17 protein-coding genes, 1 riboswitch and 1 other annotated feature are annotated in these 20,375 nt (G+C 65.8%); of the genes, 11 read left to right on the top strand and 6 right to left on the bottom strand.

The features are described 5' to 3' along the window. Window positions 1–10: 10 nt before the first annotated feature. The 3 genes from ylxM to HJY11_RS06410 all read right to left on the bottom strand — a co-directional run bounded on the left by ylxM (window position 11) and on the right by HJY11_RS06410 (window position 2,528). Window positions 11–373, bottom strand: a complete 363-nt coding sequence (gene ylxM, locus HJY11_RS06400; RefSeq protein ID WP_059003921.1) for a YlxM family DNA-binding protein — start codon at window positions 371–373, stop codon at window positions 11–13. A 173-nt stretch (window positions 374–546) separates the two neighbouring features. Then, window positions 547–1,170 (bottom strand): GNAT family N-acetyltransferase, encoded by a 624-nt coding sequence (locus HJY11_RS06405; RefSeq protein WP_208075166.1) that lies wholly within the window; start codon window positions 1,168–1,170, stop codon window positions 547–549. 173 nt (window positions 1,171–1,343) lie between these two features. Beyond that, window positions 1,344–2,528: a metal-dependent hydrolase family protein gene (locus HJY11_RS06410; protein ID WP_208075167.1), complete on the bottom strand. Its 1,185-nt coding sequence runs from the start codon at window positions 2,526–2,528 to the stop codon at window positions 1,344–1,346. 225 nt (window positions 2,529–2,753) lie between these two features. On the opposite strand from HJY11_RS06410, the gene HJY11_RS06415 reads away from it, so the two are divergent. The 5 genes from HJY11_RS06415 (at window position 2,754) to HJY11_RS06435 (ending at window position 9,441) form a co-directional block, all read left to right on the top strand. Then, on the top strand, window positions 2,754–3,089 hold the full coding sequence (locus HJY11_RS06415; protein ID WP_208075168.1) for a FeoA family protein: 336 nt from the start codon (window positions 2,754–2,756) through the stop codon (window positions 3,087–3,089). Next, on the top strand, window positions 3,086–5,101 hold the full coding sequence (feoB, locus tag HJY11_RS06420; RefSeq protein ID WP_208075169.1) for a ferrous iron transport protein B: 2,016 nt from the start codon (window positions 3,086–3,088) through the stop codon (window positions 5,099–5,101). The genes HJY11_RS06415 and feoB overlap by 4 nt, the downstream gene beginning before the upstream one ends. 25 nt (window positions 5,102–5,126) lie before the next feature. Further along, window positions 5,127–5,330, top strand: a complete 204-nt coding sequence (locus HJY11_RS06425) for a FeoB-associated Cys-rich membrane protein (RefSeq protein WP_208075170.1) — start codon at window positions 5,127–5,129, stop codon at window positions 5,328–5,330. 812 nt (window positions 5,331–6,142) lie between these two features. Then, complete coding sequence (locus HJY11_RS06430) at window positions 6,143–7,021, top strand: SPL family radical SAM protein (RefSeq protein WP_208075171.1); 879 nt, start codon at window positions 6,143–6,145, stop codon at window positions 7,019–7,021. A 242-nt stretch (window positions 7,022–7,263) separates the two neighbouring features. Further along, window positions 7,264–9,441, top strand: coding sequence for an InlB B-repeat-containing protein (locus HJY11_RS06435; RefSeq protein ID WP_208075172.1), 2,178 nt, complete (start codon window positions 7,264–7,266; stop codon window positions 9,439–9,441). A gap of 96 nt (window positions 9,442–9,537) precedes the next feature. Here the strand turns inward: HJY11_RS06435 and HJY11_RS06440 are convergent, their stop codons facing one another. The 3 genes from HJY11_RS06440 to acpS all read right to left on the bottom strand — a co-directional run bounded on the left by HJY11_RS06440 (window position 9,538) and on the right by acpS (window position 11,162). Beyond that, complete coding sequence (locus HJY11_RS06440) at window positions 9,538–9,897, bottom strand: type II toxin-antitoxin system PemK/MazF family toxin (protein WP_044993090.1); 360 nt, start codon at window positions 9,895–9,897, stop codon at window positions 9,538–9,540. Between the two features lie 291 nt (window positions 9,898–10,188). Beyond that, window positions 10,189–10,731: a hypothetical protein gene (locus HJY11_RS06445; RefSeq protein ID WP_208075173.1), complete on the bottom strand. Its 543-nt coding sequence runs from the start codon at window positions 10,729–10,731 to the stop codon at window positions 10,189–10,191. A 77-nt stretch (window positions 10,732–10,808) separates the two neighbouring features. Continuing rightward, the gene (acpS, locus tag HJY11_RS06450) at window positions 10,809–11,162 is read right to left on the bottom strand and encodes a holo-ACP synthase (protein ID WP_368041549.1); all 354 of its coding nucleotides are present in this window, start codon (window positions 11,160–11,162) and stop codon (window positions 10,809–10,811) included. 192 nt (window positions 11,163–11,354) lie between these two features. Continuing rightward, window positions 11,355–11,591: a binding site (T-box leader), on the top strand. Between the two features lie 103 nt (window positions 11,592–11,694). Between acpS and pheS the strand changes: the two genes are divergently transcribed. From pheS to HJY11_RS06480, 6 genes are all read left to right on the top strand, one after another. Further along, a complete protein-coding gene (gene pheS, locus HJY11_RS06455) occupies window positions 11,695–12,708 on the top strand; it encodes a phenylalanine--tRNA ligase subunit alpha (RefSeq protein WP_208075175.1) in 1,014 nt (337 codons plus the stop codon). Between the two features lie 308 nt (window positions 12,709–13,016). After that, complete coding sequence (gene pheT / locus HJY11_RS06460) at window positions 13,017–15,392, top strand: phenylalanine--tRNA ligase subunit beta (protein WP_208075176.1); 2,376 nt, start codon at window positions 13,017–13,019, stop codon at window positions 15,390–15,392. Between the two features lie 76 nt (window positions 15,393–15,468). Continuing rightward, window positions 15,469–15,714, top strand: coding sequence for an IreB family regulatory phosphoprotein (locus tag HJY11_RS06465; RefSeq protein ID WP_021660717.1), 246 nt, complete (start codon window positions 15,469–15,471; stop codon window positions 15,712–15,714). 160 nt (window positions 15,715–15,874) lie between these two features. Further along, window positions 15,875–15,961, top strand: a riboswitch (cyclic di-GMP riboswitch). A gap of 81 nt (window positions 15,962–16,042) precedes the next feature. Further along, on the top strand, window positions 16,043–18,982 hold the full coding sequence (locus HJY11_RS06470; RefSeq protein ID WP_208075177.1) for a leucine-rich repeat protein: 2,940 nt from the start codon (window positions 16,043–16,045) through the stop codon (window positions 18,980–18,982). Between the two features lie 130 nt (window positions 18,983–19,112). Further along, window positions 19,113–19,592 carry a helix-turn-helix domain-containing protein gene (locus HJY11_RS06475; protein WP_208075178.1) on the top strand — a complete coding sequence of 160 codons (480 nt, stop codon included), beginning with the start codon at window positions 19,113–19,115 and terminating at the stop codon, window positions 19,590–19,592. Further along, the gene (locus tag HJY11_RS06480; protein WP_208075179.1) at window positions 19,589–20,068 is read left to right on the top strand and encodes a methylated-DNA--[protein]-cysteine S-methyltransferase; all 480 of its coding nucleotides are present in this window, start codon (window positions 19,589–19,591) and stop codon (window positions 20,066–20,068) included. Before HJY11_RS06475 ends, HJY11_RS06480 begins: the two co-directional genes overlap by 4 nt. The last annotated feature ends 307 nt before the right edge of the window (window positions 20,069–20,375 follow it).

A 20,375-nucleotide genomic window follows, 5' to 3' on the forward strand; every position in this document is an offset into this window, starting at 1 on the left:
CCCCTTTCCCCTATTCGCCGATTTCTTTGACGGTCTCCAAGATCGCCTTGACCGACCGCTCGATCTCGGCGGAGGAGTTGTAGTTGTCGTTGAGCAGCGAGATGTTTTTGGCCTCCTGGGTGATCCGCTCCAGCCCCTGGTACATCTGGCGGTAGCGGCGGCAGAGGCCCAGCTTCTCCTCCATCTCCAGCAGGGTGGCCTCCCCCCTCTTGATGGAGTCGCGCACCCCCTGGCGGGTGATGCCGGTGTTCTCGGCAATCTCGCCCAGGGAGAGGTCCTGGTCGTAGTAGAGGACGATGCAGTCGCGCTGCTTCTCGGTGAGCAGCTCCCCGTAGAAGTCGCACAGCAGGGCGATCTCCAAATTTTTGGACACGGGCCGCTCCCCCCTCTCAAAAAGACACGCCGGAGGCCCGGCGTCGAGCCATCAGCGTGTAAAGTGTTTTTCTTTACATTGAGTATAGCAGAGCTCCGGCCCCCTGTCAAGGCCTTTCCCTTTACCAATTGCAATGTTCGTCAAAAAAGAAGGGGATATTTTGTGCAGGCGACCTATTTCTTCTTTCCGTAGACAAAGACGGTCACGTTTTCCACCCCGGCGTAGGAAAAGTGGGTCGCGGCCTCGGCCAGCCGCTGCAGCCCCTGCGCCTCGTAAAAGCGGTGGTTGCAGCCGGTGTCGGTGTGGACGTAGAAGCTCTCGACCCCCTGGGCGGCAAAGTGGTCCATCAAGTTTTGGTAGAGCCGCTTGCCGATGCCCAGGCCGCGGCAGCTCTCGTCCACCAGGAAGAGGGCGAGCTCGGCGTCAAAGGGGTAGCCGACCTCCCGGTCCAGGGCGGCCAGGGTCTCGCCGTAGCCCGACCACTCCCCATTCCCCTTGCGAAAAGCGCGGTCAAAGAGGAGGGGGACGGTGTGGCGGAGGGCGCGGAAGTAGGCCCCCCAGTGCCACCGCCTTTTGCCCCTGCGGCGCTCGGCGCCCACAATGACCCCCACCGGCCTGCCCTCCCGCAGGGCCACGCAGGTATAGCTCGCTTGCAGCAGGCAGGAGAGCAGGTAGCTCTGCCCGAAGTGGCCGGCCCCCTTGGGGCCGGCTGTGAACTGGTCAAACTGCCAGGTGTCGACGATGATGCGGCCCAGCTCGGCGCAGTCGGACGGCTGGATGCTTCGGTAGGTGATCACCTGTTTTCCCCTTTCCCACAGGCGGGCGGACCGGTGGGCCGCCCGCAAAAAGTACATGATTGTACCAACAGGATGCCATCTCCCCCTCCCCCTGTCAACCCCCGGCCCACAAAAAAAGGGGCGGAGCCCCTCGCTCCGCCCCCTTTGAAAACGGCGCTTCCCCTCTGCCGCCGCTAGGCCCGGTAGACGATCTCCCCGTCCTTGACCGTCATGCGGTTGTCGGTGACGGTGGCGATGGTTTGCAGCGGGTCTTCCCGGTAGACGGCAAAGCAGGCCCGCTTGCCCGGGGTGATGGAGCCCAGGCTGTCTTCCACCCCGCAGAGCTTGGCCGACTCGATGGTGCCGATGCGCAGCGCCTGGAGGGGGGTGAGGCCGCCCTTCTCCACCATCAGCACGTACTCGCTGCAGCTGTTTTCCGGCGGGTTGGAGGGGGTGCCCGCGTCGGTGCCCATGCAGATGTTGACCCCGGCGGCACAGGCGTCCCGGAAGGAGCGGAGATGGGCGTCGATGACCTCTTTGGTCTTGCGGATGACGTAGTCGGGCTGCTTCACCGGGCTGTCGCCGTGGAGGATGAAGTGGCTGGCCGCCAGGGTGGGGCAAAACCAGGTGCCCTGCTCCACCATCCGGCGGATGGTCTCCCCGTCCAGATAGCAGCCGTGCTCGATGGAGTCGATCCCCGCCCGCACCGAGTCGCGGATGCCCGAGGCCCCCTGGGCGTGGGAGCAGACCTTGGCCCCGCACTTGTGGGCCTCCCGCACCACGGCCTCCATCTCCTCCAGATCCATCTGCTGGGCGCCGGGCTCCACCCCCTTGGTCATGATGCCGCCGGTGGCGATGACCTTGATCCAGTCGGCCCCGGCCCGCAGCTGGTCCCGGGTGGCCTTGCGCATCTCCTCCGCCCCGTCGGCCTGCAGCCCGCAGAGGGTCCAGCTGTGCCCGCCGGTGATGCAGATGCAGCGGCCGCAGGCGAGCATGTCCGGTCCCTGCACCCGCCCGGCGCGAATCTCGTCGCGCAGCAGGATGTCGATGCCCGAGTAGCCGCCCACGTCCCGAATGAAGGTCACCCCCGCCTTGAGAAAGCCCTGCAAGCTCTTGACGGCCAGCAGGGTCAGCCGGGCGTCGCTGCCGCCGATGAGGTTCATGTCGGCGTCGCTGCTGATGGTGATGTGGGTGTGGCAGTTGAAGGCGCCGGGGGCCAGGTACTGGCCCCCCATCTCCACCACCTGGCAGCCCTCGGGCAGGGGGCCCACCTCGCCGACCGCGGCGATCTTGCCGTCCTCCACCAGCAGGTCGCCGGCAAAGCTGCGGCCCTCCAAGACGTCCACGATGTTGGCGTTTTTAAAGCAGACCTGTTTCACCGTTTTCACTCCTCCTCTGCCGGCCGTGCGGGCCGGCTCTTTTTTCTGCAAGTATGGCACGCCCTGCGCCATTTGTCCAACCCGGAAACCCCTTGCGGGGCCGCCTTTAAAAAAAGTTGTGAAAATTGTACAGACAGCCCCCCTTTTTCTTGACAATGCCGACAGGCAATAGTATCCTGTAAGCAGAGACTAACTTATGGACGTGTGGAGAGGGGAAGTGCAGGTATGACATTGGACAAAGTGACACCGGGACAGGGGGGCGTCATCACCCAGGTGGGGGGCGAGGGGGTCCTCCGCCGCCGGTTGCTGGACATGGGGCTGACCCCCGGCACCCGGGTTTCGGTGCGCAAGATCGCCCCCATGGGCGACCCGATCGAGCTGTTTTTGCGCAGCTACGTGCTGACCATCCGCAAGGAGGAGGCGGCCAACATCGCCCTGGAGGGGGTGGGGGACGCCGCCCTCCCCCGCGCCGCCGAACACCGCCCTGAACCGGCGGAGGCGGCACCGGGCCACCGCGGCGGCAGACCGGAAAAGCACCGCAGAGGGAGGTGGGGCAGATGAGCCATCTGCTGGCCCTGGCGGGCAACCAGAACTGCGGCAAGACCACCCTCTTCAACGCCCTCACCGGCGCCAACCAGCACGTGGGCAACTTTCCCGGGGTGACGGTGGAGAAGAAGGAGGGCACCATCAAGCGCCAGAAGGACGCGGTGCTGGTGGACCTGCCGGGCATCTACTCCCTCTCCCCCTACACCTCGGAGGAGGTGGTGACCCGGGACTTTATTTTAAAGGAAAATCCCCTGGCCATCATCAACATCGTCGACGCCACCAACATCGAGCGCAACCTCTACCTGACGCTGCAGCTGATGGAGCTGCGCATCCCCATGGTCATTGCCCTGAACATGATGGACGAGGTGCGGGCCTCGGGCAACGCCATCGACGTGCCAAAGCTCAGCGCGCACCTGGGGCTGCCGGTGGTGCCCATCTCCGCCTCGAAAAAAGAGGGGATCTCCGACTTGCTGGACGAGGTGCGCAAGGTCATCAAAAACCCGGTGCCGCCGGAGAAGCTGGACTTCTGCACCGGGGAGGTGCACAAGGCCATCCACTCCATCGCCCACATCGTCGAGGACCAGGCCAAGGCCGCCGGCTACCCCCTGCGCTTCGCCGCCACCAAGCTGGTGGAGGGCGACAAGCCGATGCACGAGGACCTGGGGGTGAGGGGGGAGGAGTACCACATCGTCCACCACATCATCCACCAGATGGAGCGCAACCTGGGCACCGACCGGGAGGCCGCCCTGGCGGACATGCGGTACAGCTACATCGAAAAGATCTGCGCCGACTGCGTCATCAAGCACCAGGAGACCCACGAGCAGATCCGCTCTGAAAAGATCGACCGGCTGCTGACCCACAAGTACCTGGGCATCCCCATCTTCTTCGGGATCATGTTCTTCATCTTCTGGCTGACCTTCGGGGTCATTGGCGAGCCCCTCAAGGGGCTGCTGGAAGAGGGGATCGCCGCCGCCACCGCCGCCTTTGGCGAGCTATTGGTGCGGGTGGGGGTCAGCGACTGGCTGCGCTCCCTCCTCATTGACGGGGTCTGCGTGGGGGTGGGCAGCGTCCTCTCCTTCCTCCCCATCATCGTGCTGCTGTTTTTCTTCCTCTCCATTTTGGAGGACAGCGGCTACATGGCCCGGGTGGCCTTTGTGATGGACAAACTGCTGCGCAAGATCGGCCTCTCCGGCCGCAGCTTTGTCCCCATGCTCATCGGCTTTGGCTGTTCGGTGCCCGCCATCATGGCCACCCGCACCCTGGCCAGCGAGCGGGACCGGAAGATGACCATCGTCCTCACCCCCTTCATGTCCTGCAGCGCCAAGCTGCCCATCTACGCCATGATCACCGCCGCCTTCTTCCCCCAAAACGGGGCGCTGGTGATGATCTCCCTCTACCTCACCGGCATTCTGGTGGCCGTTCTCTCGGGGCTGCTGCTCAAGCGCACCCTCTTTCAGGGCGAGCCGGTCCCCTTTGTGATGGAGCTGCCGGCCTACCGCATCCCCTCGGCCAAAAGCGTGGCCCTGCACATGTGGGAGAAGGCCAAGGACTTCATCCGCAAGGCCTTCACCATCATCTTCCTGGCGGCCATCATCATCTGGTTTTTGCAGAGCTTTGACTGGCGGCTCAACCCGGTGCTAAACAGCGCCGACAGCATCCTCGCCTCCATCGGCTCCTTCATCGCCCCCATCTTCACCCCCCTGGGCTTTGGGGACTGGCGGGCCTCCACCGCCCTGATCACCGGCATCACCGCCAAGGAGACGGTGGTCAGCACCCTGACCGTTCTCACCGGGGCCCAGAGCGGGGCCCAGCTGGGCCAGATCTTGGGGACCATCTTCACCCCCCTGTCGGCCTTCTCCTTTCTGGCCTTCACCGTTCTCTACATGCCCTGTGTGGCCGCCTTCGCCGCCGAGCGGCGGGAGCTGGGCAGCACCCGCGGGGCGCTGCTGGCCTCCCTCTACCAGACCGGCGCGGCCTATGTGGTCGCCCTGCTGATCTACCAGGTGGGCCGTCTCTTCATCCGCTGATCGCTCTTTTCGGGAGGTGTTTTTCATGGGTGTTGCCGACTGGGTGGTTTTGGGGCTGCTGGCCCTCTGCGTCGCCGCCGTCCTCCTCTTCCTGCGCCGGCAGAAGCGGCGGGGCGGGGGCTGCGCCGGCTGCTCTGGCTGTTCCGGCGGGAAGGCGGGCGGCTGTGGGGGCTGCCCCTCCGCCGGGGGTTGCCCGCCGCCGGGGGGCGACGGGCAACCCCCGGCATAGTTACCCCCCAAAGAGGGGCGGGCCACCGACGGCCCGCCCCTCTCCATTTCCCCTTACATATTGACACTCCTTTTGCAGTTTGTTCACACTCTCCAAATAAATCGACCAATTTACACAAAAACCAGGCAATAACTTTAACGAAAATGCAAATGGACACCCGCCGGCCGATCGACTATACTAAAGGTGCAATAGGGAAGCAGAATGACAGACAGAATGGAGGAGATTCCAGTGCAGCAGTTGGACCCACAGCATTGTGGTGATTGCCCGTGCCGCGTCTTTGCTCGTTTCTCTGTGAGTTCCCTCGGCGGTTTGTCCTGGTAACCCTCGACCGATCTCCAGCGCGCACCTCACAGTTCCCCAAGGCGAACCAAAGCGCGAGAATGCGCCGACTTTATTTGTATCCTGCGCACGACGAACGTCCAGCCCCTTGAAGTGTTTGTTTTACCAGCCCTCTGCGGTGTGCGGAGAGACCCCTGTGTAAGACCTGACTCCCGGCGTCCAAACCGCCGAGCGAGGGAGCCACTCTGACCCAGCGTTTTCGTGCAGTGCTTTATAAAAGGCGAATACCGGCCGTATGTGGGTATTTGACAACGCCCTCTCAAAAGAGGTGGCCATCAAAAAATCCCCTGGCACGGGCGATCCCACAATTTTTTATAAGACAAGTTCATAGAGAAAGAACGGGGCTGCCGCACTGCGACAGCCCTTCTTTTTGGCCGCGCACACAATACCGGACAGACTGCCGCCGGTATTGTGTGCGATCCTGTGAGGGAGAAACAGGCCCCGCCCCCGGGGCCGCGCGAGGAGGAAGCGCCATGGAAACCGTGCCCGCCAAACACCTGTTGCAGAGAAGTCGCTCCCCCGCCTGGTTTGGGACCGAGTACAACCTCAACCTCTACCGGGGCTGCTGCCACGGCTGCATCTACTGCGACAGCCGCAGCGAGTGCTACCGCATCGACGACTTCGACCGGGTGCGGGCCAAGGAGAACGCCATCCCCCTGCTGCGGCGGGAGCTGGCGGCCAAGCGGCAGAGCGGGGTGGTGAGCCTGGGGGCCATGAGCGACAGCTACAACCCCTTTGAAAAGGGGCAGCAGCTGACCCGGCAGGCCCTGGCCCTCTTTTTGCAGCACGGCTTTGGGGCGGCCATCGCCACCAAGAGCGACCTGATCGTCCGGGACCGGGTCCTGCTGGCGGAGCTCTCCGCCCAAGCGCCGGTGATCGTCAAGTTCTCCCTCTCCACCGCCGACGAGGGGCTGGCCGCCCGGGTGGAGCCCCACGCCCCCTCCCCCGCCCGGCGGCTGCGGGGGCTGGAACAGCTGGCGGCCGCCGGGGTGTTTGCCGGGGTGCTGCTGATGCCGGTGCTCCCCCTGCTGGAGGACGGGCCGGAACAGGTGGTGGAACTGGTGCGCCGGGCGGCCGATGCGGGGGCCCGGTTTGTCTACCCGGCCTTTGGGGTGACCCTGCGCCAGAACCAGCGAGAGCACTACTACCGCCAGCTGGACCGGCACTTTCCCGGCCTGGCGGAGCGCTACCGCGACCTGTACGGCGACGCCTATTGGTGCGCCTCCCCCCGCCACCGAGAGCTCTACGGCGTTTTTTCCGCCGCCTGCCAGCGGCGGGGCCTGCTCTACACCATGGAGGAGATCGTCAGGGCCTACAAGGCCCCCCGCAGCCCCCAACTCTCCCTGTTCTAAGGCGCAGCCTTCCCCCCTTTTTGAGACGGGCCGATTTGGCCCTTGCTTTTTCGACCCATTTTCCGTATAATCTTACTAAAAGATCGACATTTTTTGCTCTTTTTAAGGCGAAATCTGCGCAAAATCCAAGCCCTTTCCCCATCGAAGAACGAAAACCTTTAGGCAATCGCTCAAACCCATCCGCCCACCGCCGGGAGACCCCTTGCCATCCCCGGCCCAGCCAAAAGAGGAGGTAGTTCACCATGCAATCACAGACACATCGGGGAATCCGAAGGGCGGTGGCCGCGCTGGTGGCGGCCTTGCTGCTGTTGGCGGCCCTCCCCCGGCCCGCCTTTGCCGCCGGAGAATGCGCCTTCGCCGTGGAGGGAAGTTCCGACTACACCTTCGACGCCCGGAATGGGGTGCTGCACATCACCGGACACGGCAACCTCACCATCTCCATGGTGAACCCTGCCGCCCCCACCAGCCAGCGCATCGTGGTGGACGACGGCAGCGGGGGGAACATCACCCTTGACAACCTGTGGATCGAGGCCGCCAACGGCCCAGCCTTTCAAATTGCCGACAACAACAAACAATCCACCACCCTATTTTTGAAGGGGGAAAACATCCTCTCCGGCGGCGAAAACGCCGCCGGCCTGCAAAAGGAGTGCACCCACCCCGACGGCAACTGCGACTGCGGCGCCCTGACGATCAGATGTGAGGAAGACGGTGACCACCAGTGCGACGCCAGCTGCGGCAGCCTGCGGGCCACCGGAGGCAACCAGGGCGCCGGCATCGGCGGGGGCAACGGCCAAAGCGGCAAGAAGATCACCATTGCCAGCGGCCGCATCACCGCCCAGGGCGGGACCGACGCCGCCGGCATCGGCGGCGGCCAGGGCCGCAGCGGCCAGTACATCAGCGTTATCAACGGCCGGGTGAAGGCCGATGGCGCCGGGGGCGGCGCCGGCATCGGCGGGGGCCGGGGCGGCAATGGCCGGAACATCACCATCACCGGCGGCGAGACCGAGGCAAGCGGCGTGTCGGGGGCCGGTGTCGGCGGCGGCAGCTACGCCCAAAACCTGGCCCGCGGCGGCGAGGGCAGCACCATCCGCATCAGCGGCGGGCGCCTCCTCGCCGGCAGCACCACCGGCGCCGGCATTGGCGGCGGCTGGGGCGGTTCCGGCACGGGCATCCACATCAGCGGCGGCACGGTGGTCTGCAGCGCCGAGCAGGGGGCAGCCATCGGCGGCGGCGGTTTTCGCGGTCAGGCGGGCGCCAACAGCGGCCGGGACATCGAGATTTCCGGCGGCTATGTGGTGGCCCAGGCCGGGATGATCGGCATCGGCGCCCCCATGGGGGGCGACGCCTCCAACATTCATATCTCCGGCGGCACCATCTACGCCGACGGCAGCTATTCCGGCTTCGGCATTGGCAACTACCCGCCAGCCATGGGGGGGAGTACCACCAACGTGACCATCAGCGGGGGCAACCTCTGCGCCGGCAACGACAACCACCCCCAGGACCTGCCCATCAAGACCCAGCCCACCAACGGCCAGTCCCCCAGCCAGGAGGTGCAGCTCTACCGCCTGGTGTTCCCCAAATCTTGGGACGTTCTCAGCGGCGAGCCGGGGGTCAACTGGCAGGACCCGGTGGCCAATCTGGTCATTGAGGGGGCCCCCTACTACGGCACCAAGGACATGGTCATCAACCAGGATGGGGAAATCCTCTTCTGGCTGCCGGAGGGCTGCGCCGTCCAATCGGCGGAGATGGCGGACGGCACGGTTTACCACCCGGTCACCGTTCAGGTCACCGGCAGCGGCAAGGTCAGCGCCAACCACCCCTTTGCCGCCCAGGGCAACCGGATCGCCCTGCAGGTGGAGCCGGAGGCCCCCAACAGGCTGGCCAGCTTGCAGGTAAACGGGCAGGAGATCCAGCAGGACCAGGGGGGCTACCAATTCGACATGCCCAACCAGGCAGCCCTCATCACCGCCACCTTTGACCAGAAGCTGGCCCTCACCGTCACCGGCGGCAGCGGCAGCGGCCGCTACCTGAAGGGGGAGCGCCTGACCATCGCCGCCGGCCCGGCCCCCGACGGCCAGGTGTTTGACCGCTGGGAGCTGGTCTCCGGCGACGGGCTGATCGCCGACCCGGCGGCGGCCAGCACCGCCTTTACCATGGGGGCGGGCGACTGCGCTGTGGCGGCCCGCTACAAGGCGGCCCCCGCCACAGTCGACCCGGAGGGGGAGAATCCCCCCGAAACGCCCGACGAGAAGCCGGGGGAGAATCCCCCCGAAGCGCCTCCAAAGGAGACCGGCGGCCAGGGCGACGCCCCCCGCACCGGCGATCCCACCGCCCCCCTCTGGGGGGCCGCCGCCCTGGCGGGCGCGCTGATTTTGGCGGGGCGGCTCCTCCGCCGCCGGGCCGCCGAGAAGCGCCGGTAACTTTGCCGGGTAGACACAGCCAATCCAAAATCAAAGGCAGACGGCTTTTTTGCAGCCGTCTGCCTTTTTTGCGGTGTCACACGCCCCCAGGCCGCTTTATGTATGGGGGTTGCCCAAACCAAAGCTGACGCTCAAGGCGTGGTCGATCTGATCCATAGCGCCTGTATCCAGCTGCCCCATCCGCTCCTTGAGGCGGGTTTTGTCGAGGGTTCTGACCTGCTCCAACAGGACGATGGAGTTTTTGGCCAGCCCGCAGGTCCCCCCGGTCACCGAGATGTGGGTGGGCAGGTGGTTTTTGTCCTTTTGACTGGTGATGGCTGCGGCGATGACGGTGGGGCTGTGGCGGTTGCCCACGTCGTTTTGAACGATGAGCACCGGGCGCACGCCCCCCTGTTCTGAGCCCACCACCGGGCTCAAGTCGGCGTAGTAGATCTCCCCGCGCTTGACGGTATTCACGTCTGTCACACTCCCAAAAGAAAATTGCGAAAGTCGCCCGCCGCGGTCCGCGGCTGCTGCCTGCACCCATAGTTTGGCCCGCTGCGGCTCCCCTTAAACACGGGAGGTGTACCCCATTCTATTTTTGGGAAGCGGCTTTGGTGTGACCGGCCGCCCGCCCCGCCGCCCCGGTTCGAAAGGCGGGCGCAAAAAGAGGCGGGGAGCAGCCGGACAGCCGGCTTTCCCCCGCCTTTTTCCTGTTCAAAAGTGGCCGCGAACCGGGCCGTCGACCCGGCCTGCGGGCCTGCATCCTCACGAGACGGCCTTGAAGTTCTCCACCGCAATGCGGGTCTTGGCCCGCTCCCCCTCGCCGCCGTAGGTCATCTCCAGGGGGGCGAGGGTCTCCCCGTCAAAGGTGAGGGTGTAGGGGCCGTTCTCGTCCTCCCCCCGCACGGTGATGCGGCCCTTCTTCTCGGTGACCTTGCAGTTTTGGGCCCGAAACAGGGTCTTGATGACGTTGGCCACCGCCGTCCCCCGCATCGGCGCACCGCCGGGGTTGATGCGCAGCCCCCCGTAGGTGAAGGAGAGCTCGGCGACGGTGATGGTGCAGCCCAGCCCCTTGAGGGTCTCCGGGCTCTGCACCGTGAACTGATAGGTGCCCTCCGCCGTCTTTTCCAGGCGGAGGGCGCAGGAGAGGCCCTCGCCCTCCACCGCCACATCGCAGGTAAAGGCCCCCTCAAAGGCGGTGGTGGGGTTTTTCACCCCCGCCCCGCCGTCCTTCTTGCAGCCGGCCAGCCCGCCCAGGCAGCAAAACAGCGCCAGGGCGGCGGCCCACCCCCTCTTTGTCCGCGTCATCGCCTCTCCCGCCTTTCCCACAAACTGGTTCTCTCTACTTCTATGCAGAGAGGGGGGCGTTCATGTGCGGGAGGGGGCTAGAGCATCACCACAAAGGCCACGGCCTGGGTCCGGTCGTGGCTGATGCTCAAATCGACGGCCCCCTCCCCCGCCAGCGCCCGGGCGCGGGGGGAGAGGGAGAGCACCGGCTTGCCCCGGCGGTCCCGCAGCACCGAGATGTCCTGAAAGCCGACCCCGCAAAAGCCGGTGCCCAGGGCCTTGACAAAGGCCTCCTTGGCCGCCCAGATGCCGGCGGCCGTCTCGGCCGGGTGGCGGCGAGATGCCAGCAGCGCCCGCTCCCCCTCGGTGAAGCAGCGCGCCAAAAAGCGCGGATTTTCCAGGCAGCGGCGCACCCGCTCGATCTCGACGATGTCCACCCCACAGCGCAACACAGCCAATCCCTCCCCTTGCAGCATTTCTCTTGTCGGCGACCCAGCGAAAGGCGGGTTTCCAGTAAATGGGCCGAAAAGGGCCATCCACCACGCCCGCCGTCTCCCCCCACTATACCAAATTCTGTCCGACTTTTCAAAAATTCGGCGGACGGGGTGTTGAAACCGCCCAAAAAATGTGGTAGAGTAGGGGCAGTAAACGCAGTGACGAAGGAAAGTAACCGTCCACAGACCGCCTCACAGAGAGGGCCCGGCCGCTGAAAAGGGCCCGGGGCGGGCGGGCGGCGAAGTTCCCTTCCGAGCGGCCCCGCTGAACGGCTTGTCTCAATAGGCGGGGACGGCAGGCCCCGTTACGGTTAAAAGAGTGTTTGCTCTATTGGCAAAAATCAGGGTGGTACCGCGGAAGCTGTTGACACGGCCTTCGTCCCTATAACAGGGGGCGAAGGCCGTTTTGTTTTCTCCCCCATCCCCCGGCCGGGGCAGCGGCCAAAAAACAGGAGGGGCCCTGGCCCCGCCGCAAAGAAGGAGTACAGAGATGAAAGAGGCACTGAAGAGAATCGAAGAGGAGGCGCTGGCCCAGATCGCCGCCGCCGAGGAGGGGCTCGACGAACTGCGGGTCAAATACCTAGGCAAAAAGGGCGAGCTCACCGCCATTTTAAAGCAGATGGGCGGACTCTCGGCCGAGGAGCGGCCGGTGGTCGGCCAGCTGGCCAACCGGGTGCGCAGCGGCATTGAAGAGGCCATTGCCCAGAAGACCGCCCAGCTGAAGGCCGAGAAACTGGCCCGCCAGCTGGAGAGCGAGGCCCTGGACGTCACCATCCCCGGGCAGGCGCCCAAACTGGGCAAAAAACACCCCCTGACCCAGGTGCTCGACGACCTGACCGAAATCTTTTTGGGGATGGGCTTCTCGGTGGCCACCGGCCCCGAGGTGGAGTACGACTACTACAACTTCGAGGCCCTGAACCTGCCGCCGGACCACCCGGCCCGGGACACCCAGGACACCTTCTACATCACCGACAAGGTACTGCTGCGCACCCAGACCTCCCCGGTGCAGGTGCGGGTGATGGAGCGGCAAAAGCCCCCCATCAAGATCATCGCCCCCGGGCGGGTCTACCGCTCCGACGCGGTGGACGCCACCCACGCCCCGGTCTTTCACCAGATCGAGGGGTTGGTGGTGGACAGGGGCATCACCATGGCCGACTTGAAGGGCACCCTGAACACCTTTATCAAAAAGCTCTACGGGCCCGACACCGTCACCCGCTTTCGCCCCCACCACTTCCCCTTCACCGAGCCCTCGGCCGAGGTGGACACCCAGTGCTTTGCCTGCCACGGCGAGGGCTGCCGCCTCTGCAAGGGGGAGGGTTGGATCGAGCTGCTGGGCTGCGGGATGGTGCACCCCAAGGTGCTGAAAAACTGCGGCATCGACCCGGAGGAGTACTCCGGCTTCGCCTTCGGCATCGGCCTGGAGCGCATCGTCATGCGCCGCTACAACATCGACGACCTGCGGCTGTTCTCCGACAACGACCTGCGGTTTTTGAACCAGTTTTAGCCCTCACGAAAGGGGCTTCGTGCAAAGCGATTCCCGCTTTGCAGCCGCCCCTCTCGTGAACTCTCCCCAGCGGCAGACCGCGCTCACCGCGCGGCCCGCCGAGAGGAGTTTCCTTGGCGGCAAAGCTGCCAAGGAAACAGAATTGAAAATATGGGGTGATCGTTGCCCACCCCATATTTCATGGGCGGCGGCAAAGCTGCCGGAAAAACGGAGGCGCGGCAGAGCCGCGCGAGAACGGCCAGCAGGCCCCGATACAAAAGGGGCGGCAGCGCCCTATTTTCTCACACAGACAGATGGAGGAATCGAGTATGAACCTTTCTTATAAATGGCTGCAGGACTACACCCCCTGCGACCTCGCCCCCCGCGCCTACGCCGAGGCCATGAGCCTCTCGGGCTCCAAGGTCGAGGGCTGGTCCAACCTGGCCGACGAGATCAAAAACGTGGTGGTTGGGCAGGTGCTCTCCATTGCCCCCCACCCGGACGCCGATAAACTGGTGGTCTGCCAGGTGGAGGTGGGCCAGGACAAGCCCCTGCAAATCTGCACCGGGGCGGACAACCTGAAACCCGGCGACAAGGTGCCGGTGGCCCTGCACGACAGCTACCTGCCCGGCGGGATGCACATCCAGCGGGGGGAGCTGCGGGGCCAGCTCTCCGACGGGATGATGTGCTCCTTTGCCGAGCTGGGCCTCACCATCCACGACTGCCCGGACCAGCGCGAGGACGGCATCATGGTGCTGGCGGCCGACGCCGCCGTCGGCCAGGACATTGTGCAGGCCCTGGGGCTGGACGATCTGTCGGTGGAGTTTGAGATCACCTCCAACCGGCCCGACTGCCTTTCGATGATCGGCCTGGCGCGGGAGACCGCCGCCACCCTGAACCGGCCCCTGCACCTGCCCGCGCCCACCGTGGAGCGCGAGAGCGGCGACATCGCCGACTACCTGAAGGTGGACGTGGAGAGCGAGCTCTGCCTGCGCTACGCCGCCCGGGTGGTCAAAAACGTCAAGATCGGCCCCTCCCCCAAGTGGATGCGCGACCGGCTGCGGGTCTGCGGGGTGCGCCCCATCTCCAACATCGTCGACATCACCAACTACGTGATGCTGGAGTACGGCAACCCCATGCACGCCTTTGACTACGACCGGGTCGCCGGGCACCACATCATTGTGCGCACCGCCAGGGAGGGCGAACACCTGGTGACCCTGGACGATGTGGACCGCACCCTGACCCCCGAAATGCTGGTCATCGCCGACGATGCCGGCCCCTCGGTGGTGGCCGGCATCATGGGCGGCGAGCAGTCGGGCATCAGCGATGAGACCACCACCGTCATCTTCGAGGGGGCCTGCTTCTCCGGCCCCTCGGTCCGCCGCACCAGCAAGAAGCTGGGGCTGCGCAGCGAGAGCTCGGCCCGCTATGAGAAGGGGCTCGACCCCAACACCTGCATGGACGCCCTGACGCGCGCCTGCCAGCTGGTGGAAGAGCTGGGCTGCGGCGAGGTGGTCGGCGGGGTGATCGACTGCTACAAAAACCCGCTGAAGCCCTGGAAGATCGCCCTGGACGAGGGCTACATGAACCGCTTTTTGGGCATTGACATCCCCCGCAGCGAGATGGAGGAGTACCTGACCCGCCTGGGCTTTGGCATAGACGGGGACGACGTGGTAGTGCCCACCTTCCGCGCCGACGTGGAGCACAAGGCCGACGTGGCCGAGGAGATCGCCCGCATCTACGGCTACGACAAGATCCCCGCCACCCTGGCCAAGACCGCCGACGAGGCCGAGCTGACCGAGGAGCAGAAGTTCAAGCGCGTGGTGGGCGGCGCCCTGGTGGGGATGGGGCTCAACGAGATCATCACCTACACCTTCATCAGCCCCAAGTACTACGACAAAATCGACCTGCCCGCCGGCAGCCCCCTGCGCGACAGCGTCACCATCCAAAACCCCCTGGGCGAGGACACCAGCGTCATGCGCACCACCGCCATCCCCTCCATGTTGGAGGTGCTCGCCCGCAACTACGCCAACCGCAACCTCTGCTGCCAGATGTACGAGATCGCCACCGAGTACCGCAAACAGGGCGGCCCCGACGACCTGCCCGACGAGAGCGAGGCCGTTCTCATTGGGATGTACGGCGGGGAGAGCGACTTCTACCGCCTCAAGGGGGTCGTGGAGAACCTGCTGGAGAGCACAGGGGTGAACGGCGCCGCCTTCCTGCCCGAAAAGGGCGATCCCACCTTCCACCCCGGCCGCTGCGCCAAACTGCTGCTGGGCGGCGAGGAGGCGGGCGTCCTGGGGGAAATCCACCCCCACGTGGCCCAGAACTACGGCATCAAGCAGAAGGTCTACCTGGCCCGCATCCCCCTGGCGGGGCTGCTGAAAAACGCCCGCAGGGAGATCAGCTACCGGCCGCTGCCCAAGTTCCCCGCCACCACCCGCGACCTGGCCCTGGTCTGCGGCGAGGAGGTGCTGGTGGGGGACATCTCCCGCACCATCGCCGAGAGCGCCGGCGACCTGCTGGAAGGGGTGGAGTTTTTCGACATCTACCGCGGCAAGCAGATCGGCGAGGGCAAAAAGAGCGTCGCCTACAAGCTGATTTTCCGCTCGGACAGCGAGACCCTCAAGGACGAGCACGCCGACGCGGCCGTGGAGCGGGTGCTGGGGGCGCTGGCGCCCCTGGGCATCACCCTGCGCAGCTAATATTTCCCAGAAGTGGACGGCATTTTTCTTGATTCTTGGGGCAGGATAGTGTATCCTACAAAGAGAGGTGATCGCTATGCAGGACAAAACCATGACCTTTTCAATCTATGAGGACAAGGAGGACGAGACCCGCCGCATCCTCACCCAGGTCTACGACGCCCTGAAACACAAGGGCTACAACCCCATCAACCAGATCGTGGGGTACATTCTGTCCGAGGACCCCACCTACATCACCACCTACGACAACGCCCGCAGCCTGGTGCGGAAGCTGGACCGGGACGAGCTGCTGCGCACCCTGGTCAAATCCTACCTGGGCGAATAGGCGCGCTCTCCCTCAACACCCGCCAGCTGCCCCCTGCCGGGGCAGCTGCCAAGGGGCGCGGACTCCCGACAGGGAGGTCCGCGCTCTTTTTTTGTTTTTGCTTGTCAAACCCCTGACAAAGGTGTATCATAAAGGGGAAATAGTCTTACTTTTAAAAACAGAATCTGTTTGGCAAACCTGCAGAAATGCAGGGACGCAAAGCCAGAGGGTCTTCTTCCTGTATGGGAAATGACAGCCGGTTGCCGCATTTGGCCCTGTCGCGGGGCCTTTGGCGTCCGTCTGCCATTTTGCAGGCGGACGCCTTTTGGCAAAAAAAGGGGGTTTTACCGTGCACTTTGCAAAGAGACGGCGGGGGGCGGCCATCCTCGCCCTGGCGGCGGCGCTGCTTGCCCTATCGCTTCCCGCCTGGGCGGAGGAGGCCCCCTACACCGGGGCGGTCTTCACCTACAAGGCGGCCGGGGAGGGGGCGGCCATCACCGGCTTTGACGAGGGGTATCTGGCCTCCCTCACGGCGGCGCAGAAACAGGATATTGCCATCGTCCTTCCCGAAACCATCGGCGGGAAGCCGGTGACCGCCATCGGCGCGGATGCCTTTTCCAACAACACCCACCCCTCCTACAAGGAATGCCGGTTCACCTCCCTGGACCTCTCCCAGGCGACCCACCTGGTGCAAATCGGCGATCAGGCATTTGACGGGCACAGCGAGCTCACCGGCCCGCTGGTTCTCCCCGCCTCGCTGGAATCCATCGGCATGCAGGCCTTTATGAACTGCCAATTCACCGGCCTCCTCGACCTGCCCGCCGCCCTCACCACCCTGGGGAAATCGGCTTTCAGGTACAACACCGGCCTCACCGGGGTGCGTTTTCCCGCCGGGCTGACCACCATTGAAAGCGCGGCCTTTTCGGGTTGCACCAAGCTGTCGGGGGAGCTGGCCTTCCCCCCGTCCCTCCAGTCGATCGGCAGCCAGGCCTTTCAGGAATGCCCCGCCCTCACCGGCACCCTGACCCTCCCCGACGGGCTGACCCACCTGGGCTCCCAGGCCTTTTACGGGACCAACTACTCCACCGCCGTCCTCCCCCAAAACCCGGCGGTTGTTTTTGAAAACGGCGGCACCGCCTTTCGCAACTGCACCAAGCTGACCGCCCTCCTCTGCACCGGGGAGAACTACGCCGCATACAGCCAGTCCCTCACCTATGCCGACGCCAAAAAGCTGCTGGGCTACCCGGTGCGCATCTCCTATGCCGACGGCTCGGCCCCCGCCATCGAGCGGCTTTTCGGCCGCCCCCTCAACCTGGTCAAGGGCGCAGACGGCCACTGGGCGACGGACAGCGGCTTTGCCCTGCCGGCGGGCGACGGCAGCAGCGGCTACCTGACCCGGTGGAGCTTTTCTGAAGGGGGGAGCGCCGTCTCCCCCACCAGCGCGGTGGGGGGCGCCACCCTCTACCCCGTTTCCGGCTATGCCGACCCGGTGGTGACCCCCAGCGACAGGCAGGTCTCCAAGGTGTACGACGGCCAGCCTGTGACCCTGAAAGTCGACATCTCCCACCCCCTCAAGGGCGACAAGGTCTACTTCCTCTGCCAGTGGGTAAAGGTTCACAACTACCAAAAGGACAAGGACAAGTGGTCCGGCGACAACACCTGGGCCGTCACCGATGTGGCCGACAGCGCCCCCGGCGGGGGCGATTGGTACCAGGCGATCGTCTGCGGCTACGACTACGCCACCAAGACCAAATTTTACCAAAGCCCGACCTACTACTTTTACCCCGACATCCAGCCGGCCGACGCCACCGCATTGCCCGTCTGCGCCGGCGACGCCCCGCTGGAACCCGGTCTCCCCGCCCTGACCCTGGGGGAGGGCAGCACCCCCGGGACCATCGCCTGGGAGGAGGGCCAAACCCCGGTGGATGGTACCGCCCGCTACCGCTGGACCTTCCTCCCCGAGAGCGGCAACTACCAAAGCGCCAGCGGCGAGGTGGAGCTGACCCTGCACCCGGCCCCGGCCGTCGCCGCCGAGGCGGGAGAGGGCGGCGCTGTCAGCTTGGAGGGGGAGGTTCTCTGGGGGGCGGACGCGGTCTACCGCTTCACCCCCGACCCCGGCTACCGGGTGGAGGCTGTTCTGGCCGACGGCATTCCGGTGGAGGCGGCAGATCGCCACACCTTCCCGCAGATCGACGGCCCCCACACCCTGCAGGTCACCTTTGCCCCCCTGCGGGCGGAGGAGGCCGAGGAGATGATCGAGGCCCTGCCCCCGCTGGAGGGCGATCTCTCCCCGGAAGAGCAGGCCGCGGCAGAGGAGGCGGTCCTGGCCGCCAAGGTGCACGCCGAGGCGATGAAAAAGGGGGGCGCCACCCTCTCTGCTGCGGCGCAGGACGCCCTCAATGCCGCCCTGGCCCAACTCCCCGCCGTTGCGGTGGAGGGGCCGGAGCACCCCGCCCTCGCCCTCAAGCACCCTGCCGCCCTCCTCTCCAACATGAGCCAGGAGGAGGCAGCCGCCCTGCAGGCGGGGGAGATCACCCGCTACTGCCTCTCGCTGCGGCGCGACAGCGCCGCCCCCGGCGCCCAGGAGCAGGCCGCCATCGAGACTGCCGCCCAGGGGTATACCCTGGCCGGCCAGCACAGCCTCACCCTGCAAAAGATCATCGCCCGGGGGGATGACACCGAGGTGGCGCTGGTCGCGCAGACCGACGCGCCCATCCCCCTGACCTTCACCGTTCCCACCGCCCTGCAAGCGCCCGACGGCGTTGCCCGGACATACGCCGTCCTGCGCACCCACCAGGCCCCTGACGGCAGCTGGTCGGCCGAACTGTTGGGGGATGTGGACAGCAGCGCCGCCACCGTCACGGTGCTGACCGACCGCTTTTCCACCTACACCCTGGTCTACCGGGACGAGGCGGTGGCCCCCCAGCGCTACCCCATTCACTTTGCCGGCACCGAGCTGGCGGACAGGGAGGCCGCCGCCGGCGGGCTGCTGTCCCGCCCCGCAGACCTGGCGAGAGAGGGCTACCGCTTTGGCGGCTGGTACCAGGACGAGGGCTGCACCCTCCCCTGGGACTTTGCCACCGACCGGGTGGAGGGGGCGCTCACCCTTTACCCCCGGTGGATCGCCCTGGAAGGGGCGCCGGCCGAAGAGGAGCCGCCCGCCCCCGCCCCGAAACCCGGCGAGCGGCCGCTGGCTGAAACCGGCGACGCCGGACGCCCCCTGGCCATGGGGGCGCTGGCCCTGCTCGCCGCGGGGGCGGTGGCCGCCACCCGCGGAAAGCGGCGGTGACCTGCACCCGATGGCGGGGCCCTCTAGGGGCCCCGCCATTTTTTCTGCCCCGGCGAATTTCTTCCCGCCAAACAGGAAGATTTTTGGGCCGGAACATGGTACACTGGTAGGCAGAGAGGGGGTGCGGCAGATGGACGATGAGGAGAGGTGGCGGGCGGTGCGGGACTGTGACCCGGCCTGCGACGGACGCTTTTTCTACGAGGTGAAGACCACCGGCATCTACTGCCGGCCCTGCAAGCGCTGCCGCCCCGATCTGGCCGCCTACCGGCCGGAGGAGGAGTTGGTGCAAAGGGCCGCCGGGTGGCTGGAGGAGCACCTCTCCCGCCCCGACGCGCTGCGCTGTCTGCCGGGGGCCCTGGGGGTCAGCGGCGATCACCTGCGGGCCCTCTTTCGCCGCCAGCGGGGCGAGACCCCCGCCGCATTTCTGGCCCGCCGCCGGGTGGAGGCGGCCTGCCGGGCTTTGGAGCGGGGGGACGCGCCCATCTTACAGGTCTCCCAGGCGGTGGGCTTTGCCAGCCTGTCGGCCTTTTACGCCGCCTTTCGGCGGCAGGCCGGCCTGTCGCCGGGGCAGTACCGCCGGAGCATGTTGTCAAAGGAGAGGTGTCTATGAAAACCATCTGTTGGAGAGAGAGCCCCATCGGCCCCCTGGGGGTGGGAGAGGAGGACGGCGCCATCACCCTGATCCTCTTTGCGGGGCAACAGCCCCCCGAGGGCTACCGCGAGGGGGAGACCCCCCTGTTGCGGGAGGCCTGGGAACAGCTGGAGCGCTATTTCGCCGGTGAGCTGCGGCAGTTCTCCCTCCCCCTGGCCCCGGCCGGAACCCCCTTTCAGCAGGCGGTCTGGCGGGCGCTGGAGGAAATCCCCTACGGCGAGACCTGCAGCTACGGGGAGATCGCCCGCCGGGTGGGCAGGCCCCAGGCCAGCCGGGCGGTGGGGGGCGCCAACCACCGCAACCCCATCCCCATCGTCATCCCCTGTCACCGGGTCATCGGCGCGGGGGGGACCCTCACCGGCTACGGCGGCGGGCTGGACAGAAAGGGGCTGCTGCTGGACTTGGAGCGGGAGAACCGCCCCCCAAAGGGATGAAGCGATCCAGTTTTGCCCGACAGCTCCCCCTGCTTTTAAAAATTGTTGATATTGGGGCAGAGGGACAGCCAGCCCTTCCACGAAAACAGCCAGACAGCAAGGGGACGAGGGCAAACGGAGTTTGCACATCTGCCCGGCCATCTGTGGGGCCGCGTCCGTTTGGCGGCGGTGATACCGCGCCGGCCCGCTCTCTCCAAGAACAGCGCGCGGCCGCGTTTTTCGGCCACCCGCCCATCTGCGGCAGGAACCGACAGCCCCTTCCCTTTACAAACCCGCGGGGCAATGGTATACTGATAAAAAGTACCCA

Source organism: Bittarella massiliensis (ex Durand et al. 2017) (assembly GCF_017566145.1).
GTDB lineage: Bacteria > Bacillota > Clostridia > Oscillospirales > Ruminococcaceae > Bittarella > Bittarella massiliensis_A.